Source organism: Pseudomonas sp. LAMO17WK12:I5 (genome assembly GCF_900215165.1).
GTDB classification, from domain to species: domain Bacteria; phylum Pseudomonadota; class Gammaproteobacteria; order Pseudomonadales; family Pseudomonadaceae; genus Aquipseudomonas; species Aquipseudomonas putida_A.
In genome coordinates this window covers 1-17,884 of the sequence record NZ_OBDS01000005.1, presented here as the reverse complement: position 1 = coordinate 17,884, position 17,884 = coordinate 1, and the positions used below count along the sequence as shown (strand labels likewise).

The 17,884-nt window shown below is 58.3% G+C and carries 7 protein-coding genes; 3 read left to right on the top strand and 4 right to left on the bottom strand.

The genetic code is table 11. The features are described 5' to 3' along the window. Positions 1-100 precede the first annotated feature (100 nt). Entirely contained in the window at positions 101-1,078 is a 978-nt protein-coding gene (locus tag CRO59_RS09770) for a TerC family protein (protein WP_097087114.1), read from the top strand. Between the two features lie 245 nt (positions 1,079-1,323). Here the strand turns inward: CRO59_RS09770 and CRO59_RS09765 are convergent, their stop codons facing one another. Further along, on the bottom strand, positions 1,324-2,424 hold the full coding sequence (locus CRO59_RS09765) for a polyamine ABC transporter substrate-binding protein (RefSeq protein ID WP_047598364.1): 1,101 nt from the start codon (positions 2,422-2,424) through the stop codon (positions 1,324-1,326). A 297-nt stretch (positions 2,425-2,721) separates the two neighbouring features. After that, the gene (locus CRO59_RS09755) at positions 2,722-4,143 is read right to left on the bottom strand and encodes a cytosine permease (protein WP_027613050.1); all 1,422 of its coding nucleotides are present in this window, start codon (positions 4,141-4,143) and stop codon (positions 2,722-2,724) included. 324 nt (positions 4,144-4,467) lie between these two features. Between CRO59_RS09755 and CRO59_RS09750 the strand changes: the two genes are divergently transcribed. After that, positions 4,468-4,953, top strand: a complete 486-nt coding sequence (locus tag CRO59_RS09750; protein ID WP_003225754.1) for a flavin reductase family protein — start codon at positions 4,468-4,470, stop codon at positions 4,951-4,953. A 159-nt stretch (positions 4,954-5,112) separates the two neighbouring features. After that, positions 5,113-6,156 carry an LLM class flavin-dependent oxidoreductase gene (locus tag CRO59_RS09745; RefSeq protein ID WP_097087111.1) on the top strand — a complete coding sequence of 348 codons (1,044 nt, stop codon included), beginning with the start codon at positions 5,113-5,115 and terminating at the stop codon, positions 6,154-6,156. Between the two features lie 125 nt (positions 6,157-6,281). On the opposite strand, the gene CRO59_RS09740 is transcribed toward CRO59_RS09745, so the two are convergent. Further along, entirely contained in the window at positions 6,282-6,536 is a 255-nt protein-coding gene (locus tag CRO59_RS09740; protein ID WP_097087109.1) for a hypothetical protein, read from the bottom strand. 7 nt (positions 6,537-6,543) lie between these two features. After that, positions 6,544-17,884 (bottom strand): filamentous hemagglutinin N-terminal domain-containing protein (locus CRO59_RS09735; RefSeq protein WP_102054064.1); only part of this gene is annotated, 11,341 nt, incomplete at its 5' end.

Here is a 17,884-nt window from a genome sequence, read left to right as displayed (position 1 = left end):
TCGAACTTTGCCTCAGGAATATACGATTTTTCCTTGGCATTCACTCCTCGCTAGCATGTCCCGGTCTGCCTCCAACGACATAAAAGACAGGGAGATTGCCATGCCCACTGACAATATCAATATCGGCGAACCGTGGATGTGGGGCGCGTTTATCGTCTTCGTCCTCGCCATGCTTGCACTGGACCTGTTCGTCTTCGGCGGACGCAAGGCACACCGCGTTTCAGTGCGGGAAGCATCCTGTTGGGTGATCGCCTGGTGCGCACTGGCCTTGGCCTTCGCCGGCTTGCTCTGGTGGTACTTGAACGGCGAGTTCGGCGCCGAAATTGCCCAGCGCAAGACGCTGGAATTCCTCACCGGTTATTTGATCGAGCAGTCACTGTCGATCGACAACATGTTCGTCTTCGTAATGATCTTCAGCTACTTCGCGGTGCCACCGGAATTGCAGCGCCGGGTGCTGCTGTACGGCGTACTCGGGGCGATCGTGATGCGCGCGGCGATGATCTTCGCCGGGGTGTGGCTGGTGTCGCAGTTCGAGTGGCTGTTGTATGCCTTCGGGGTGTTCCTGATCATCACCGGGATCAAGATGCTGATCTTCGCCGAGCAGCAACCGGACCTCGACAAAAACCCGCTGCTGCGCTGGGTGCGCGGGCACATGCGGATCACCCAGGGCTTTCATGGCGAGCGCTTTTTCGTGCTGCAGAACGGCGTGCGCTGGGCCACGCCGATGTTCCTCGTGCTGGTGCTGATCGAGGCCAGCGACCTGATGTTCGCGGTCGACAGCATCCCGGCGATCTTCGCCGTCACCACCGACCCGTTCATTGTGTTCACCTCGAACATCTTCGCGATCATGGGCCTGCGTGCGTTGTACTTCCTGCTGGCAGACATGGCCGATCGCTTTCATTTGCTCAAGTATGGACTGGCGATTGTGTTGGTGTTCATCGGCGGCAAGATGACGCTGATGCCATGGTTTCACATGCCGGTGGAGTGGTCGCTGGCGGTGGTGGGCGGGGTGATTCTGGGGTCGGTGGTGTTGAGTCTGATCGTCACTCGCAAGGAAGACCTCCAACGCACCGAATGACACAACATCTGCAGGCGTGAGCCTGCTCGCGATGGCGGCGTGACATTAATGAAAATGTCAGCTGATCGGACGCCTTCGCGAGCAAGCCCGCTCCCACAGTGGATTGACGGTGAATGAAAGATCTGCGACTAGCCGAGAACCAGGGTGGGAGTGGGCTTGCTCACGAAGGGGCCGGCACATCCAGCATCAATGTCGGCTGACACGACGCATCGCGAGCAGGCTCACTCCTACAGGTGACCGCGGCGTTACTTGTCGGACTTGATGCTGGTCCACACCCGCGTGCGTACGCGTTCGAGTTTTTGCGGCAGTGGCTGGACGACATAGAGGGTTTTCAGAGCCTCAGGCGTTGGCGTCAGGTTCGGGTTGCCGGTGATGTCTTTGTTCACCAGCGGCATCGAGTCCTTGTTCACGTTCGGGTAGCCGAGGAAGTCGCTGATCGGCGCAATGACTTTCGGATCGAGCAAGGTGTTGAGGAATTCATGCGCCTCTTCGACATTCTTCGCGCTTTTCGGAATGGCGAAAGTATCAAACCAGATCGGCGCGCCTTCCTTCGGCAAACGCCAATCGACCACCACACCGTTACCCGCCTCTTTCGCGCGGTTGCCGAACTGATAGAAGCTGCCGGAGTATCCGATGGCCACGCAGATGTCGCCATTGGCGATGTCGGTCATGTATTTGGCCGAGTTGAAGTAGGTCACGTACGGACGAATCTTCAGCATCAGATCCTTGGCCTTTTCATAGTCGGCCGGGTTCTGGCTGTTCGGATCGAGACCGAGGTAATGCAGGGCCAGCGGCAGAATTTCCGACGGCGAATCGAGCATCGCCACGCCGCAGGATTTGAGCTTCTCCATGTTCTCCGGCTTGAACACCAGATCCCAGCTGTCCACCGGCGCGTTGTCGCCGAGCGCTGCCTTGACTTTGGCCGGGTTGAAACCGATCAGTACCGTGCCGTACATGTAGGGCACGCCGTACTGGTTGCCAGGGTCATTGGCGTCGAGCAGTTTGAGCAGCGCCGGATCCTGATGACTCCAGTTCGGCAGTTTTGACTTGTCGAGTTTCTGGAATACCCCGGCCTTGATCTGAGTGTCGATGAACTGGTTCGACGGCACCACCAGGTCGTAGCCGGAGTTGCCGGTAAGCAACTTGGCCTCCAGCGATTCGTTGGTGTCAAAGGTGTCCCAGGTCACTTTGATGCCGGTCTTCGCGGCGAAATCCTTGGGCACCGACGGCAGGATGTAATCCGCCCAGTTGTACACCCGCAGCTCGCGCTGTTCGGCGTGTACCGCGCTGGCCAGCAGCGTCAGCCCACACACGGTGGCACCCAGAATGCGTTTCATCGTGACCATGGTTGTTTCCCCAGAATGCGACGTGAGATCGATGGTTTTTATGTTCTGTACACGGCAGCGGCTGTAAAGGTAGCCAAGGGCAAGGAAGGTCCAGCGTTTCGTTGTGGCTTTGATTCTTGCCGACCGCGGGGTCGCGGCACAGTGGGGGATGGGCCAAAAGGGGATCGAAATGGCCAATTTGAATGACCACTGGAATGCGGAAGCTGGACGGGGATCACTTGTGGTGAGGGGATTCATCCCCGATGGGGCGCGAAGCGGCCCCCTTTTACATCTCAAAGGGGCCCGCACTCGCTGATTTCACGACTGCTTCGCAGCCGATCGGGGATAAATCCCCTCGCCACGTTGCTTCTGCGTCTGCCCGCGTGTGGCGAGGCAATAATACAGCGGCACCGTCACCACCAGGCCAAACAGCCACGACAGATCCGCACCGTCCACCAGATTGGCGTACGGCCCGACATACAACGAGGTATTGGCGAACGGCAGCTGCACAATGATCCCGATGAAATAGGCAATGATTGCGTGCGGATTGAAGCGCCCGTAAATGCCGCCGTCCGCGCGAAAAATCGAGCTAATGTCATACGCGCCGCGCTTGATCAGGTAGAAATCGATCAGATTGATCGACGCCCACGGCACCAACACCAGCAGCAACGCCAGAATCAGCCCGATGAACTGCGAAATGAAATTCGCCGAGGCACCCAGCGCCACCACGCAGCACCCCGCCAGCACCACGCTCGACAACAGCACACGCACCTTGATGCTCGGCGTCCACTGACTGGCAAAGGTCTGGATCGAGGTGATGATCGACAGCACCGCGCCGTACAGATTCAGCGCGTTGTGGCTGATGATATTGAGCAGAAACAACACCATCAGAATCGGCCCGAGCCACCCGGTGGATTGCTTGACCGCGGCCATCGCCTCGGTGCCTTCAGGCGTTGCCAAAACCGCCACCGCGCCAAAGCTGAACGACAGAATTGTCCCCAGCGTCGCCCCCAGATAAGTGGCCCAGAACGGTTTGGCGATACCGATATCCGCCGGCAGATAACGCGAATAATCGGACACGTACGGCGAGAAGCTGATCTGCCAGATGATCCCCAGCGACACCGTCGCCAGCCAGCCCGACAGGTTGAAGCTGCCGCGCGTCAGGAAGTCTGCCGGCAAGTCGTGGGCGAAGATGTAGATGAAACCGGCGAGCAGCGCGCTGCCCATCACCCAGGTGCCGATGCGGTTCAGCGTGTGGATGAAGTTGTAGCCGATCACGCCAATCGCCGTGGCCGCCAGTGCGCCGATCAGAATGCTCAGCGGCGCCGGTACCGACGGTGCGATGCCGACAATCGACTTACCGGCCAGCACGATGTTGGAAATGAAGAAACCGATGTAAATCAGCGCCGCAAAAAACACGATCAGCAGTGCGCCGTAACGCCCGAACTGACCACGACTCTGAACCATTTGCGGAATGCCCATGCGCGGCCCCTGCGCCGAGGCCAGTGCGATCACCACGCCGCCGATCAGGTGCCCCAGCGCAATCGCCAGCAGCCCCCAGAGCAAGTCGAGATGGAACACCTGAACCACCATGGCGCCGGTGACGATGGGCAGTGGCGCGATGTTGGTGCTGAACCATAAGGTGAAAAGGTCGCGGGCCTTCCCGTGGCGTTCCGCGAGTGGGACGTAGTCGACCGTGTGATTTTCGATCAACGGATCTTGCCGGGACATCTGGGACATATGCATGAACTCGAGTTTGTCTGTTCTTATCTTTGTATGAAGCCAAACCGGGGGGACTCTGCGGTCGCCCCTCAGATGCAGACCATATTATGGTATTCCAAACATTTCACAAGACTGATCCGTAGTTTACGGCGCTAGCTGATCCGCCATCCTCACTGATACTGCGGCCTGCAGGCCAGCCAGAAGCCCAATAAACGCTGAGTTTCCGACGAAAGCACCACGTTTATCGGTTCAGCCTAAAAGCCCTTGCAAAGAAAAAATACTGGTATACCATCAGACCAACAAATACATAAAAATCGCGTCACAACACCCGAGGACCGTCCAATGATCGATGCTGCCATCTATAAACAAGTCATGGGCTCGTTTCCGTCCGGCGTCACTGTCATCACCACGCTGGACGATGACGGCCAGATCGTCGGCCTCACCGCCAGCGCCTTCAGTTCACTGTCGATGGACCCGGCCCTGGTGCTGTTCTGCCCCAACTACAGCTCCGACTCCTACCCTGTGCTGATCAAGAACAAGCGCTTCGCGATCCACGTCCTGTCCGGCGGCCAGCAAAGCGAAGCCTATGCCTTCGCCCGTAAAGGCAAGGACAAGGCGCAGGGTATCGAGTGGACGTTGAGCGAGCTGGGCAACCCGATCCTGGCCAATGCGACGGCTATCATCGAGTGTGAGTTGTGGCGCGAATATGAAGGTGGTGACCACGCGATCATGGTCGGCGCGGTGAAGAATCTGATCGTCCCGGAGCAGCACACCGGGCCGCTGGTGTATTGCCACGGCAAGATGGGCGCCCTGCCCGTTCTGGCCTGAGCAAAACTTCAACCCCACACAAATCCACTGTGGGAGGGGGCTTGCTCCCGAAGGCGATGTGTCAGCCACCAGAGATGTCGATTGATCCAGCGCTTTCGGGAGCAAGCCCCCTCCCACACAGTTTTGTAGCCTCAACAATAAAAGATCCGAGGAAGCGTCATGAAATTTTCCCTGTTCATCCACATGGAACGCTGGGACGAAAGCGTCAGCCACCGCCAACTGTTCGAAGACCTGACCGAACTGACCCTGATGGCCGAGGCCGGCGGTTTCAGCACCGTGTGGATCGGCGAACACCACGCGATGGAATACACCATCTCGCCGAGCCCGATGCCACTGCTGGCCTACCTCGCCGCCAAAACCACCACCATCCACCTCGGCGCCGGCACCATCATCGCGCCGTTCTGGCACCCGCTGCGGGTGGCCGGTGAATGCGCCTTGCTCGACGTCATCAGCAACGGACGCATGGAAGTCGGCCTGGCCCGTGGCGCCTATCAGGTCGAATTCGATCGCATGGCCGGCGGCATGCCCGCTTCCAGCGGCGGTCAGGCCCTGCGCGAAATGGTCCCGGTGGTCCGCGCCCTGTGGCAAGGCGACTACGCCCACGACGGCGACATCTGGAAATTCCCGACCTCGACCAGCGTGCCGAAGCCGATTCAGAAGCCCAACCCACCGATGTGGATCGCCGCCCGCGACCCCGACTCGCACAACTTCGCCGTGGCCAACGGCTGCAACGTCATGGTCACGCCGCTGATGAAAGGCGACGAAGAAGTCGTCGACCTGAAGAACAAATTCCAGACCGCGCTCGACAACAACCCAGACGTCCCGCGTCCGCAACTGATGGTGCTGCGCCACACCCATGTGCACTCGGCGGACGACCCGGACGGCTGGAAAATCGGCGCCAAGGCGATCTCACGTTTCTACCGCACCTTCGATGCCTGGTTCGGCAACAAGGAAACCCCGGTCAACGGCTTCCTCGCTCCGAGTCCGGAAGAGAAGTTTGCCGGGCGTCCGGAGTTTGAGCTGGAGAGCCTGCACAAGACGGCGATGATTGGTACGCCGGAGGAAATTATTCCGCGGATCAAGTATTACCAGGAACTGGGGGTGGATGAATTCAGTTTCTGGTGTGACAACAGTCTGCCGCATGCGGAGAAGAAGAAGTCGCTGGAGTTGTTTATCAGGGATGTGGTGCCGGCGTTTCGGTGATATTTCTTCTAATCTCAATCATGAAAACGCCCGAATCTCTTCGGGCGTTTTTATTTTTCACCATGGTTCCTGGCGACACGTCGACCAGTTGCTATCTGAACGAAAGCATTGTCGCGCTCTTGGCTTCACTCATAAACGCTAGCCGCTGAAAGGATCTTGGCAAAGGTTTTCCAGCTTGGTCGCAGAACGTCAACGTCGCCAGAGTTAAAAGCATAACCGTCCATTGAATGGACCCAAGCCTCCATCGCGTCTAAAAACCTTTCAAGTGTCGAATTTTCCCACTCATCCGGTTGTCGCAACAGAGTTTCACGAAACGCATGGAGGAAATTCGCGAAATCCTCTTTGGTTTCAATTTCTTCTACTTGATCATCGAGATCCATACGTATCCTATTTACAAATGTCACGAACACAAATAATCACACCTTTGTTCAGCGTGGTCATTTTCTTTTTGACTTCTTTACGTATCTCCGCCGCCGTAGCCGGAACGATCTTAACCGGAACGCCAGCAGCTGAGGCTGCAAGTAAGCGACGGTTGTCAAGGCTGTAAATCAAACCATCCTTCTCGAACACACGGATCGGTGGTATTTCGGACGGCGAGATTATCCCCTTCCTTAACGCATCAATGGTTGAATCCAGAACCGTACCATTCCTGAAAACACCTGAAACACTGTCTTGCGTAAAGCGGATATCGTTGGGGTTCGCATAGCCTGTGAGGTTATCCGGTAATTCTGCAGGCATTTTCATGCCGGTCTTTGGGGCGCGACTAGCTGCAGCTTTACCAGCTATGAAGGTTGCCATAGTCCCGACAATCGCCTGAACCTTCGGATCGGATATATCAAGACCAAGCGACTGCACAAATGCTTCAGCAGAAGGTCTGGCTATTTCTGCCGTGGGTACAACACTCGCATCAATGTTGAGCTGGTGAAAGGCGGCAAAAGCTTGCTTCAGATCAGACGGCAAATCGGTATCGTAATCGCCGCGCTGGTAGCCTAGAACAGTGTTGTAAATATCAAGCGCTGCCTTCTGACAACTTTTTGTATCAACTGCGCATACTTCTCTTAGCACTTTCTCGTTGGCGAGATGTTTTTCAAAATACTTTGAAGCGACGCCTTCACAGCTGTTCGTCGCTTTGCATGCCTGCAGCTCCTCTGCAAGCTCTTGCATTTGAGCGTGATTCAAATAGTTATATTGCGTTGCATTCGACGTGACATCGGAAGCGATGGATGCATCTCCACCGGTAATCGCGGCGGTCAATACTCCTACTAATTGAGACGCAGCCAGAAGATTACCGACTCCTTTCAGATATTCAGGGCTGGATGGATCTACGCCTTTCGGCAGGATTTTGTCGGCCAGAAAATCAACCAGCGCCTCATTCGCCCCCGCTGCAATCGCACCGGTACGGAAATCGCCACCCATCGCTTCGGCCATCAAACCGCCCAGCGCGGCATGCATCACAACCTTGGTGACTTTGCCTTGGTCGAATACGGTGATATCACCAATCTTATTAGCTGCAACCGCGCCACCGATGGCAACGACGGAGCCAAGTGCTGAAGAAACCAGATTGTCCTGAAGACTCCCGCCCATGACCGCCGTTTTCGCCAAGGCATCAAACGTCGCCTTCATAGCTACGCTCTGGACACTGTCCAGATCGAAGTTCAGATCTGTGGGGTTGTATCCGAACTTCGAGGCAATACCTGCCGTGATTGCAGCGAAAACGTAACTTTTGAAACTCTCTGAAGCGATCACATCCTTGAAGGTATCGCCCAAGTTGCCCTTGTTGTTGATTGCACTGGTGGCAGCCTGCCCTACCGCTGCAGAAAACGCCGCCGTGGCTGCCGCAGATGCAGCCGCGGCAATGGTAGCAGCCGTAGATGCGGAAGCACCCGCAGCGATTGCCGCAGACGAAGCCGCTTGACCTGCAGTAGCCCCTATCGTCGCGGCTGTTCCGGTTCCTGCTGTCAGCACAGAAACAATGATGACCACCGCCAGCATGGCTGCCGGCCCCATTCCGGAGTTGCTGTATTTGAACGATTCGTGGGTTTCCTTGACCATGCGCCAGTCAACATCACCGCGTTTCTCGGCGTCTTTCAACCAGGCGAGCCCCGGGTCTGCTTTGACCATGGCGTCGATCGTTTGACTGACCGACTTTTGGTTGATGTCGCGCAGGTCGATATTCAAGCCGTCAATAGCATTGATTACCAGATTGCCATTAGCTGTGAGTTCGGTCTGACGCAGTGTTTCGTCGGTATTCCCTCGCCCCTTCGCAGAACTCCAAACCGAGCTTGAACTGCTCTTCTCGTGACTCTCCTGATGCAGATCCTTGACGCCTTCGAAAGTAACGGAGCCGCCACTGGTGATGGTCAGATCATTGCCACTTTCCAGTTTGGCGGCCTGGTAATGTTGATCGCCATTACTCACCAGGACCATGTCACCACCCGAGGTGATCACACTGCCAATGTTGTCGACCTTGGTCACCTCATCACGCTTGGTCTTACTGGAACCGAAAGAGCCCTTTTTCTTCTTGTCGTACAGCGAATAATCAGTGTCCTGGGCCGCGAGAATATTCAGGTTGTTACCCGCTACCAGATACGCCTCGTCGCCCGCCGTGACCCGGCTGGAGACGACGGTCAGATCTTCGCCAGAACTAAGCGCCACACTGCCGCCTGCCGTCACCCCCGACATGACCTGGCTGACATGATCTTCCTGAACGGTAAGTTTCTTGTCCTTGGACAAAGAGTGCTGTTCGTCCGCCGCAGAACTGATGATCAAGTTTTCGGCAGCGCTCATCGAGACATCGCGCTTAGCATCAATCTGGCTGGCGATCACTGCCAAGTCGCGACCGGCCTGCGCTGTGAAATCGCGTCCCGCATTGACGTTCGCACCCAGTTGAGTGACGTCACTGCTGTTGTGTTTGCTGTCGTGAAATACGCTGTTAGTGACTTGTGTCGCTGCGATATTGAGATCGCGCTCGGCATCAAGATCCATGTCTCGACCGCTTTGCAGCACACCACCGGAGATATTAATGTCGCGGCCGGACATGATGCTCAGGTCATTGGTGGCTTCGATACGTGCAGCTGTATCGGCGAAATCGTGATGCTGAGTACCGAAACGTGTACTGCTGTCGGATGAAGTAACAGTGCGCTCGTTGATTACATCTCCACTGAGTGTGTTCAGCGACACTTCACGCCCGGTGATGACGCCCCCGGATTTATTGATAATGTCGTTGGTCGCCAACAGATCCAGACGATTCCCAGCCTGAATAAGTCCACTATTTATCAGATTATTACCCGCCGTCGCCGACAGATTATTCGTCGCCTTCAACGTCCCGACGTTATCCAGGTTCTCACCGGCAATCAGCGTCACATCATTACCGGCAATCAGCGCCCCGGTAGGACCCAGACGACCATTGGCCTGCGCCAGATAAACCACCGGCACTAGCACTTTTTCGCCGTTCACTTCGTGCTCTTCGAGCCAGACGATATCGTGGGTCAGCGCGGCGACTTGCTGCGAGGTGAGGCCGACGCCTACCGACAGGTTGAGGGCGTCCTTGCTGGCGATGGCGTTGTTCATCAGGTACTTGAACATGCCCTCGTTGGAGGTCTGACCGTCGATGAACGCCTGGCCGGTGCGGGCGGTGACGGCTTGCTGGATCAGGCGTTGCTCGTAGAGGCCGTCGCCGAGGCGCTTGGCGCTCTGGTCGGGGTCGTAGCCGAGTTTTTCCAGCAGGTAGTCGGAGCTCATGAACGACTTGAGGTCGGTCAGCACCGGGTTGGTTTCGATCAGGTATTTGTGCGCGTTGGACGGCGCCTTGGTGTCCGGCAGACCGGTGACGCGGGTCACCGGACGGGTGTCGATCGACTCCTTGGCGTCGTTGCCGCGGTCTTTCATGCCCGGGCCGGCGGCGTTCACCGGCACGTTGACGTCGACCGTACTGGCCACGGCCTGCACGATGCTTGGGGTGCGGTGGAACGTATCCACTGCGCGCGTGCTGTCGGAGACCGCGGGCGGCGCGTCAATAAAAAGATTACGCGGGCCGCCAGTGCTGGCAGCCACGACGTGCTCTTCTGTGGCGACGGTTTGCCCACCCACGGTCCAGATCAGCGCCGGGCCGGTCGTGGCGACTGGCGCGGTATCCGTGGCGCCCTGCCCGCTCAGGCGGAACAGACCGTTATCCCCGGTTGGAAGGGAGAAGCCGGGCAGGGACAGCGGGTTGACCTGCTGCTGGGCGAGGTCCGGCGGCAGTTGGCTGTTAAGGTGCACCAGCAACGGTTTACCTGTACCACCGCCTTGTGTGTTTTGGCGACGGTCGACTCCTGCACTGAAGCCGTAGTCTTGATGGATAACGCTGTTGGTCAGGTTCTGGGACGCGGTGATATTCACCTTGCCCCCCGCCTGCACCACAGCGCTCTGCACAGCCCCGCCATCACGGGAAATTTCGATGTCACTTTCCGGCGTCAAATTGGCAAGAGCGGCTGGAATCGAAAGCAAATTGTTCGGGTCGTATTCTGATTTCTGACCCGTGGCCGGATGCTGATAGGCACCGTACTTCATGAGTTTCTGGCCGGTTTCCGCATCGACCAGAATATCGCGTACCTCTTCGCTCCCCTTGCGGAAAAACGTTTCCTTCGCATGCTTGCCAGTACGGAACTGCCCGGCATCATCCATGTAGTGGAACGTCAGCGGTCCATTATCATTGCGCTGGTTGTACTCCCAGACATCCCCACGCATGAAGCGTGAATACGTGCCGTCAGTAATGCCCGGCATCTTGTAGATCCGCGTGCGCTCGATAGTGCCGGCGGAAGCACCGACGTTGCTGAAGTTGGCAGCATTGACGGTGATGTCACGAGCAGCCACCACTTCACTGCGACTGTTGAGGAAGTCTCCACCGTTGAAAGTAAAGTTCCCACCGGACGTCAATTTCGCGCCGGGAGACTGATCGGACACGCCCCCTTCGTAAATTTCTTTCAGGCCAAAATCGACGTAATAGGTATCACCGCTGCAGTCATTGCACTTGGTTGCAATGAACCCGGAGACCAACTTTCGCGATACTTCAAACTTTTCTCCACGGTTGTTCAGTGTCGCGGCGTTGATCGACATATTGCCAACGCTTTCCATAGTCCCGGAAATGTTTTCCAGAATATTGGCCCGCTCTACACCTCCGTAACCCTTGATAGTCAGGTCGCCCAAACTGTAGAAGTCACCGTAGCTATTAGTGAGGCTAGTGACCTCAAGGTTGGTGTTCTCACCACTGAAAATCAGGCCACGATCATTCACCAGGTTCGGCGTCTTGATCGTTACCGACTGAGCGCCGCCCAAGGTGCCTGTATTGTTGAGGCTGCCGGCTTCAACGGTAAGATCTGCGTTGGATGTCAGACGTCCGGCGTTGTTGAGCAAGCCGCCAATCTTGATCTGCATATCGCCACCACTGGCGATACTGGAAACAGAATCGAGCGTCAATTGTGCTGCTGTGAGATTAATTCCGCCGACGCTCGACAGGCGTCCATTGCCGCTATAACTACCGCCCAGTTGCATATCGATGACGCCATCACTGGCGATCAAACCATTATTTATCCAATTACCACCGCGCGCCTGCAGCGACTCAGATGCGAGCAACTGTCCACTGGCAGTCTGGCTGAACTGCCGAACATTGACGTTCAAACGTCCAGCCTGGATGACACTGCTGTTGTTCCAGGTATCAGCATTGAGTTCCAGCAGCCCACCGGTGGTGATGCTGCCCCCCGCACCGATCACATTGGCCGTGGAGATCTCGAACTTGCCGCGGCCGACGTGGTTGAGTTGCCCGCCGTCATTGAGGAAGCTGCCGACGTTGACGGTCATGTCGGTGTTGGCGGTTTCCAGCACGCCGTTACGGTTGTCGAGTTGGCCGCCGATCTGCAAATCGGTCTTGCCCCAGTTGCCCAGCGAACGCAGACGACCATTCTGGTTGTTGACGCTGGCCGCCCTGACGGTGAGTTGCGTGTTGCTTTCAATGACGCCCGCAACGTTGCTCAGCGCGCCGCTGAGGCCGAAGTCGATGCGCTCACCGGCAATCTGCCCGGCACCGTTGTCCAGGTTGGTGCCGCTGACGCTCACCAGACCTTTGGCATAAAGCACACCGTTGCGGTTATTGAATCCGGCCGTGGTGATGTTCGCGTCTGTCGCTTGCGCGGAGATGCGTCCGCCGTTGTTGTCCAGCCCCGCCAATGCCGTCAGCTTCAGACCCTGCGCCTGAATGATGCCGCCCTGGCGGTTGTTGTTGAGGTCGTAGCCATTACGCAGCACACCCACCGTCCGCGCTTCGAATGCGCCTTTGATGCTGGACAGGATGCCGCCGCGGTTATCGATGTTGGCGGCGTTGACGCTCACATCACCGTTTTGTGCGATGACCTTGCCGCTCTGGTTGTCGAGGTCGCCGCTGACATCGAGGGTCAGGCCGGTTTCACTTTGCAGCGCGCCTTTGCCGTTGTTCAGGCTCGCCGCCTTCAGTTGCAGCGCGGAGTTCTGGCTGTAGATCAAGCCGTCAGCATTGTTGCGCACTGCGCCGCTGGCGGTGATCTGTAGCAGATCATTGGCGGCGATGGTGCCCTTGTTGCTGTTGTCCAGCGTGCCGGTCGACAGGTCCAGATTCTTCTGGCTGGCGAGTTGGCCGTTCTGGTTGCTCAGATCAGTCACGCCCTTGATCAGCACGGGGCCCGCGCCAGCCAGTCGGCCACCGTTGTTGTTGAGGTCGCCGCTGAGGTTGAGGGTGATCGCGTCGTTGCTGGCGATCTGGCCGCCACTGTTGTCCAGTCGCGAAACCGTGGCGGTGATTGCTTGTTGCGCATTGATCGCGCCGCCGACGTTGGTCAGCGCCATGCTCAGCAGATCCAGCGCACCGTCGCTGGCGATCAAGCCGCCCTGACTGTTATTGAGCGCGCCGCTTAGCGTGAGCGTCTGCCCTGCTCCGCTGCTCAGAATGCCTTTGTTGCTGTTATCGAGGCTGCCGGCCTTGACCGTCAGGCTGCCCTCGGCGACCAGCGCACCGGCACCACTGTTTAGCAAAGCGTCCTTGAGCTCGACCGCGACATCGCCGAGCTTGCTGGAGAGTGTGCCGCTGTCGCGGTTGTCGAGGCTGTTGCCGCTGACACTCAACCCTTGCCAGCCGGACAGCAAACCCTTCTGGTTGGTGATCGAGGTGCCGCGCAGCAAGAGTTTTTCGCCGCTGATCAACTTGCCCGCGTTGTTGTTCACGGCACGAGCGATGACGTCAAAACTCAGGTTGCTGGAGATCTCACCGCGCTGGTTGTTCAGGTCGCGCAGACGCTTGAGGGTCAGCGGGCCTTTGGCGGTGAGCAGGCCGCTCTGGTTGTCGAGGTCACCGTTGGCCAGCTCCAGCGTGATGGCTTGGTCGCCCAACAGGCGGCCGCCGTTCTGGGTCAACGACGTCAGGGTCAGATCGATGTCACCCGCGGCGGAGACTTCACCGCCATTGCTGGAGTCGAGACTGGTCGCGGTCAGCTTCAGATTGCCCTTGCTGTTGATCAAACCACTGTCACGGTTGTTCAGCGCCATCGCATTGAGCGTGACCGCGCTGACACCCAGCAGCGTGCCGCTTTGGTTGTTCAGATCGGCGCTGCTGATGTTCAGCGCCTGCGCAGCACTGATCAGGCCGCTGGCATCGTTGCGCAACAGGCCATCGACCGTAAGTTCAAGATCGCCACGGCTGACCAGGCTGCCACCGCTGTTGTTCAGGCTGCCTGCCCGGACATCAATCGACGCCGCGCCGATCAGGCCCTTGACGTTGTCCAGCGCGTTGGCAATGCGCAGGGTCAGGCCCTGATTGCTCAGGAGTTTGCCGTTGCTGTTGTCCAGGCTTTGCGCGGTCAGGGTGAACGCTTCAGTGCTGGAGATCGTGCCGCCCTGGTTGTTGACGCCGTTGAGTTGCTTGAGCAGCAGAGTGCCGGGCGCGCTGATCACGCCGTTGATGTTGTTCAACTGGCCTTGGTTCAGGTCCAGGCTAAGGCGCGTGTTGCTGAGTAGCTTGCCGCCCTGTTGATCGAAGCCTGTCACCGATGCGGTCAGTGCGCCCTGGCTGCCGATACTGCCGGCATCGCTGTTGGTTACCTGGCCGGCGACGAGATTGAGCGTGTCGGCGCTGCTCAGCGAACCGCTGCTGTTATCGAAGTCACCGGTCGTGACCGTGACCGCGCCTTTGCCACTGAGGGTGCCCTTCTGCCGGTTATCCAGGCCAGTACTTTTCAGCACGAGGGCGCCATCGGTGACGATCCTGCCTGCCTGGTTATCGATGTTGCCGCTGCTGTCGAGAGTGATATCTGCAGCGCTGGACAGGCTGCCACCGGTATTGCTCAGTTGCGCAGTATTGACGGTCAGCGCGCCTTCGCTGCTGACTTTGCCGAGTTGGTTGGTGAAGTCGCCGCTGAGGTTCAGCAGCATGTCCTGCTGGCTGAGCAATTCACCGCCGCTGTTGTCCAGCGTACGACCTTGCAGCTTCAGCAGCGTGCCCGTGTCGATCAGGCCCTTGTTGCGGTTGAGCAACTGATCGACCGTGAGCGTCAGTGCGTTGCTGGTGAAGACCTTGCCGCCATCGCTGTTATCGAGTTTTTTACCGGTCAGCAGCAGATCGCTGTTGGTGGTGATTTCGCCGCCACGGTTGTCCAGCGCATCGACCGTCAGGGTCATGGCTTTGGTCGAACCGAGCAAGCCACCCTGGCGGTTGTCGAGGGTCTCGGCGCTCAGTTTGAGCATACCGGTGGCGATCAGTTTACCGTTCTGGTTGTTCAGGTTTTTGACCTGAACACTGGCATCGGACTTGCCGGCAATGCTGCCCTGCTGGTTGATCAGCGTATCAGCGGTCAGCGTCAGTTCACCGTCGGCGATGAGTGTGCCGGACTGGTTGTTCAAGGTCTTGTAGGTGGTCAGCAGCAATGGGCCGCGACTACTGATCAAGCCATCCTGGTTGTCGAGGCTCACGGAATGGCTGTCGAGTGCCGCCGCAGAAATTACGCCTTTGAGGTTATTCAGCGCTTGAGCAATACGCAGCGTCAGCCCTTGCTGGCTGATCAGCTTGCCGTTGCTGTTATCCAGGTCATTGGCGGCGAGGGTGAATGCTTGCTGGCTGGAGATCTCGCCGCTGTGGTTGTTCACGCCATTGAGGTTTTTCAGCAGCAGGGTGCCGGGCGCGTTGATCAAACCGTTCTGGTTGTTCAATTGGCCGTGGTTCAAATCAAGGGTCAGGTCGGATTTGCTGAACAGTTCGCCGCCCTGCTGATCCAGCCCGGTGACCGATACGTTCAACGCTTGCTGGCTGGCAATCCGGCCAGTGGCGTTGTTGACCTGAGCGGCCTTGAGCGTCAGAGACGCTTCACTGGTGAGTTTGCCGCCCAGGCTGTTATCGAAATCACCGGTATCGACATGACTGGCGCCTTTGGCGCTGATCAAACCTTTCTGGCTGTTATCGAGGCTGGCGCTGGTCAGGGTCAAGGAGCTGTCGGTGTTGATCGAACCCGCCCGATTGAGCACCGCGCCACGACTGGTTACCGACAATACGCCGGCTGTGCTCAGGCCACCGGCGCTGTTGTCGAACCGGCCAAGATTGGCCGTCAGCGTGCCCTCGCTGCTGATAGTGCCCTGCGCGTTGATCAAGGCATCGTCGAGGGTAATCACCAGACCGTTGAGACTGTTGAAGCGACCGCCGCTGTTATCCAGGCTGCTGCCGGTCAGCGTGGTTGCGCCCTTGGCGCTGATCAGGCCTTGATTCAGGTTGATCAGTTTCGCCACGGCGAGGCCCAGGTCGGTGCCGGCCAGCAGCTTGCCGCTGTCGCTGTTGTCCAGGCGCTGGCCCTTGATGTTCAACAGCAGACTGCTGGAGATTTCGCCGTTGCGGTTGTCGATGTCGTCGACTGTCAGGGTCAGCGCTTTTGTGGTGCCGACCAGACCGCCATTGCGGTTGTCGAGCGTCTTGCCGGTCAGGCTCAGATTGCCCTGAGCGACCAGCGCACCACCCTGCTGTTGCAGCAACCCGATGGCCGCAGTCAGATCACCTTGGCTGGAGATCCGACCTGCGGCGTTTTGCACTTCGCCCGCGTTGAGGCTCACCGGACCGACCGCACTGATGAGTCCGCCGCTATTGTCCAGACGTGTACCGGCGTAAGCGATACCGGACTTGCCGGTGATCTGGCCCTTGTCGCGGTTGTCCAGACGATCGACGTTGAGCGTCAGTTGCTGATCAGCCTGGATCACGCCTGTGCGGTTGTCTGACGTATCGCTGCGCAGTGCCAGTGTGGTTTTGCCGATGACTTTGCCGTCGCGGTTGTCGAGGCTGCCGGCTTGCGCATCGATGGCGCCCTTGGCGGTGATCTCGCCTTTGTTGCGGTTGTCGAGTGCGCCGCGCAGACGCACGGTCAGGCTACCGTCGCTGACGAGCACACCGCCATCGCGGTTATCCAGGCTGGCCGCCTGCAGACTCACCCACTGGCCGGAGCCGAGCACGCCGTCACGGTTGTCCAGCGCGCCGCTGAGGTCGATATTCAGCCCCAGATCGCCGAGGATCTGACCGCTGCGGTTGTTCACCGTTGCCGCGTTGAGCCGGGTGAGGCCGCTGCTGGAAAACTCGCCGTTGCTGTTGTCCAGTTGACCGAAACTACCGGTCAGATGGCCCGAGCTATGGATCACCCCTTGAGTGTTGAATAGCTGATTGGCGGTGACGTTCAGCGTCGCGTTGCCGAGCACGCGTCCCGCATTGCGGTTGTCCAGTGTGCCCGCCATGATCGCCGTGGTTTGTCCGCTGAGCGTACCGCCCTGGTTGCTCAGGGTTTGCGCGGCGCTGACGGTGAGATTGCGGCCGGCGATGAGGCTTTTGCCAGTGTTGTCGAGGTTTTGCGCACTCAGGCTCAGATCAGCGTTGGCGTTACGGCTGCCGTCGGCGTTGACCCCGGCCTCGATGACTCCGGCGTTGGTCAGCTGACCACCGGCACTGAGGTTGATACTGTCGCGGGCAGCCAGGGTCTGGTGGTTGGTCAGATTGCCTTGGGTTTGCACGATCAATGTCGTGCCGGCATACACCGGCCCGCGCGCATCGAGACTGGCCGCCTTGACGTTGACCGCACCGGTCGCCGAGGTATCAACCAGGCTCAATTGACCATTGGCATCAAGCTGAATATCGCCACCGCTGGCGATCAGTTTACCGTCGAGCTTCACGCCGACCCCGGCCTCGGTGCCCACCAGTTTGATCGCCCCGGCATACATCCCGCCCAGCGCCGAGGAGTCAATCGCCAGTTGCGGTTTGGTGCTGCCGTCATCGGCACGGGCCGTGGCATTCAGGGTTTGTGCGTTGACGTCGTTGCGCCCGGCAACAATCGTCAGATTCTGCGCCTGAATTTCGGCGTTGATCTTCGCGCTACGGGTGATGATTTCAAAGCGGTCGACGTTGGTCGCGTTAAGCCCGGTGCCTTCAATGGCCACAGAACCCTGATCAACCTGAAAACGATCCAGCCGCCCCGCGCCATCCAGCACCGGTTTGCCGGTGGTCAGCGTCACGCGCGGCGCGTTGATGAAGCCGCAGCCATTACAGGTGATGCCATACGGGTTGGCGACGATCACTCGCGCTGACTGCCCTGCCACTTCGGTGTAACCGCGCAACTGGCTCGGGTTGCCGCTGATGACTTCGTTGAGAATCGCTTGCGCCGAGCCGCTGTTTTTCAGGTTCGGGTTGCCAATGATGTGCCCGGCC

Coding starts and splice junctions, on each gene's coding strand:
- CRO59_RS09770 (WP_097087114.1), top strand. CDS start 101: ATGCCCACTGACAATATCAATATCGGCGAACCGTGGATGTGGGGCGCG.
- CRO59_RS09765 (WP_047598364.1), bottom strand. CDS start 2,424: ATGGTCACGATGAAACGCATTCTGGGTGCCACCGTGTGTGGGCTGACG.
- CRO59_RS09755 (WP_027613050.1), bottom strand. CDS start 4,143: ATGTCCCAGATGTCCCGGCAAGATCCGTTGATCGAAAATCACACGGTC.
- CRO59_RS09750 (WP_003225754.1), top strand. CDS start 4,468: ATGATCGATGCTGCCATCTATAAACAAGTCATGGGCTCGTTTCCGTCC.
- CRO59_RS09745 (WP_097087111.1), top strand. CDS start 5,113: ATGAAATTTTCCCTGTTCATCCACATGGAACGCTGGGACGAAAGCGTC.
- CRO59_RS09740 (WP_097087109.1), bottom strand. CDS start 6,536: ATGGATCTCGATGATCAAGTAGAAGAAATTGAAACCAAAGAGGATTTC.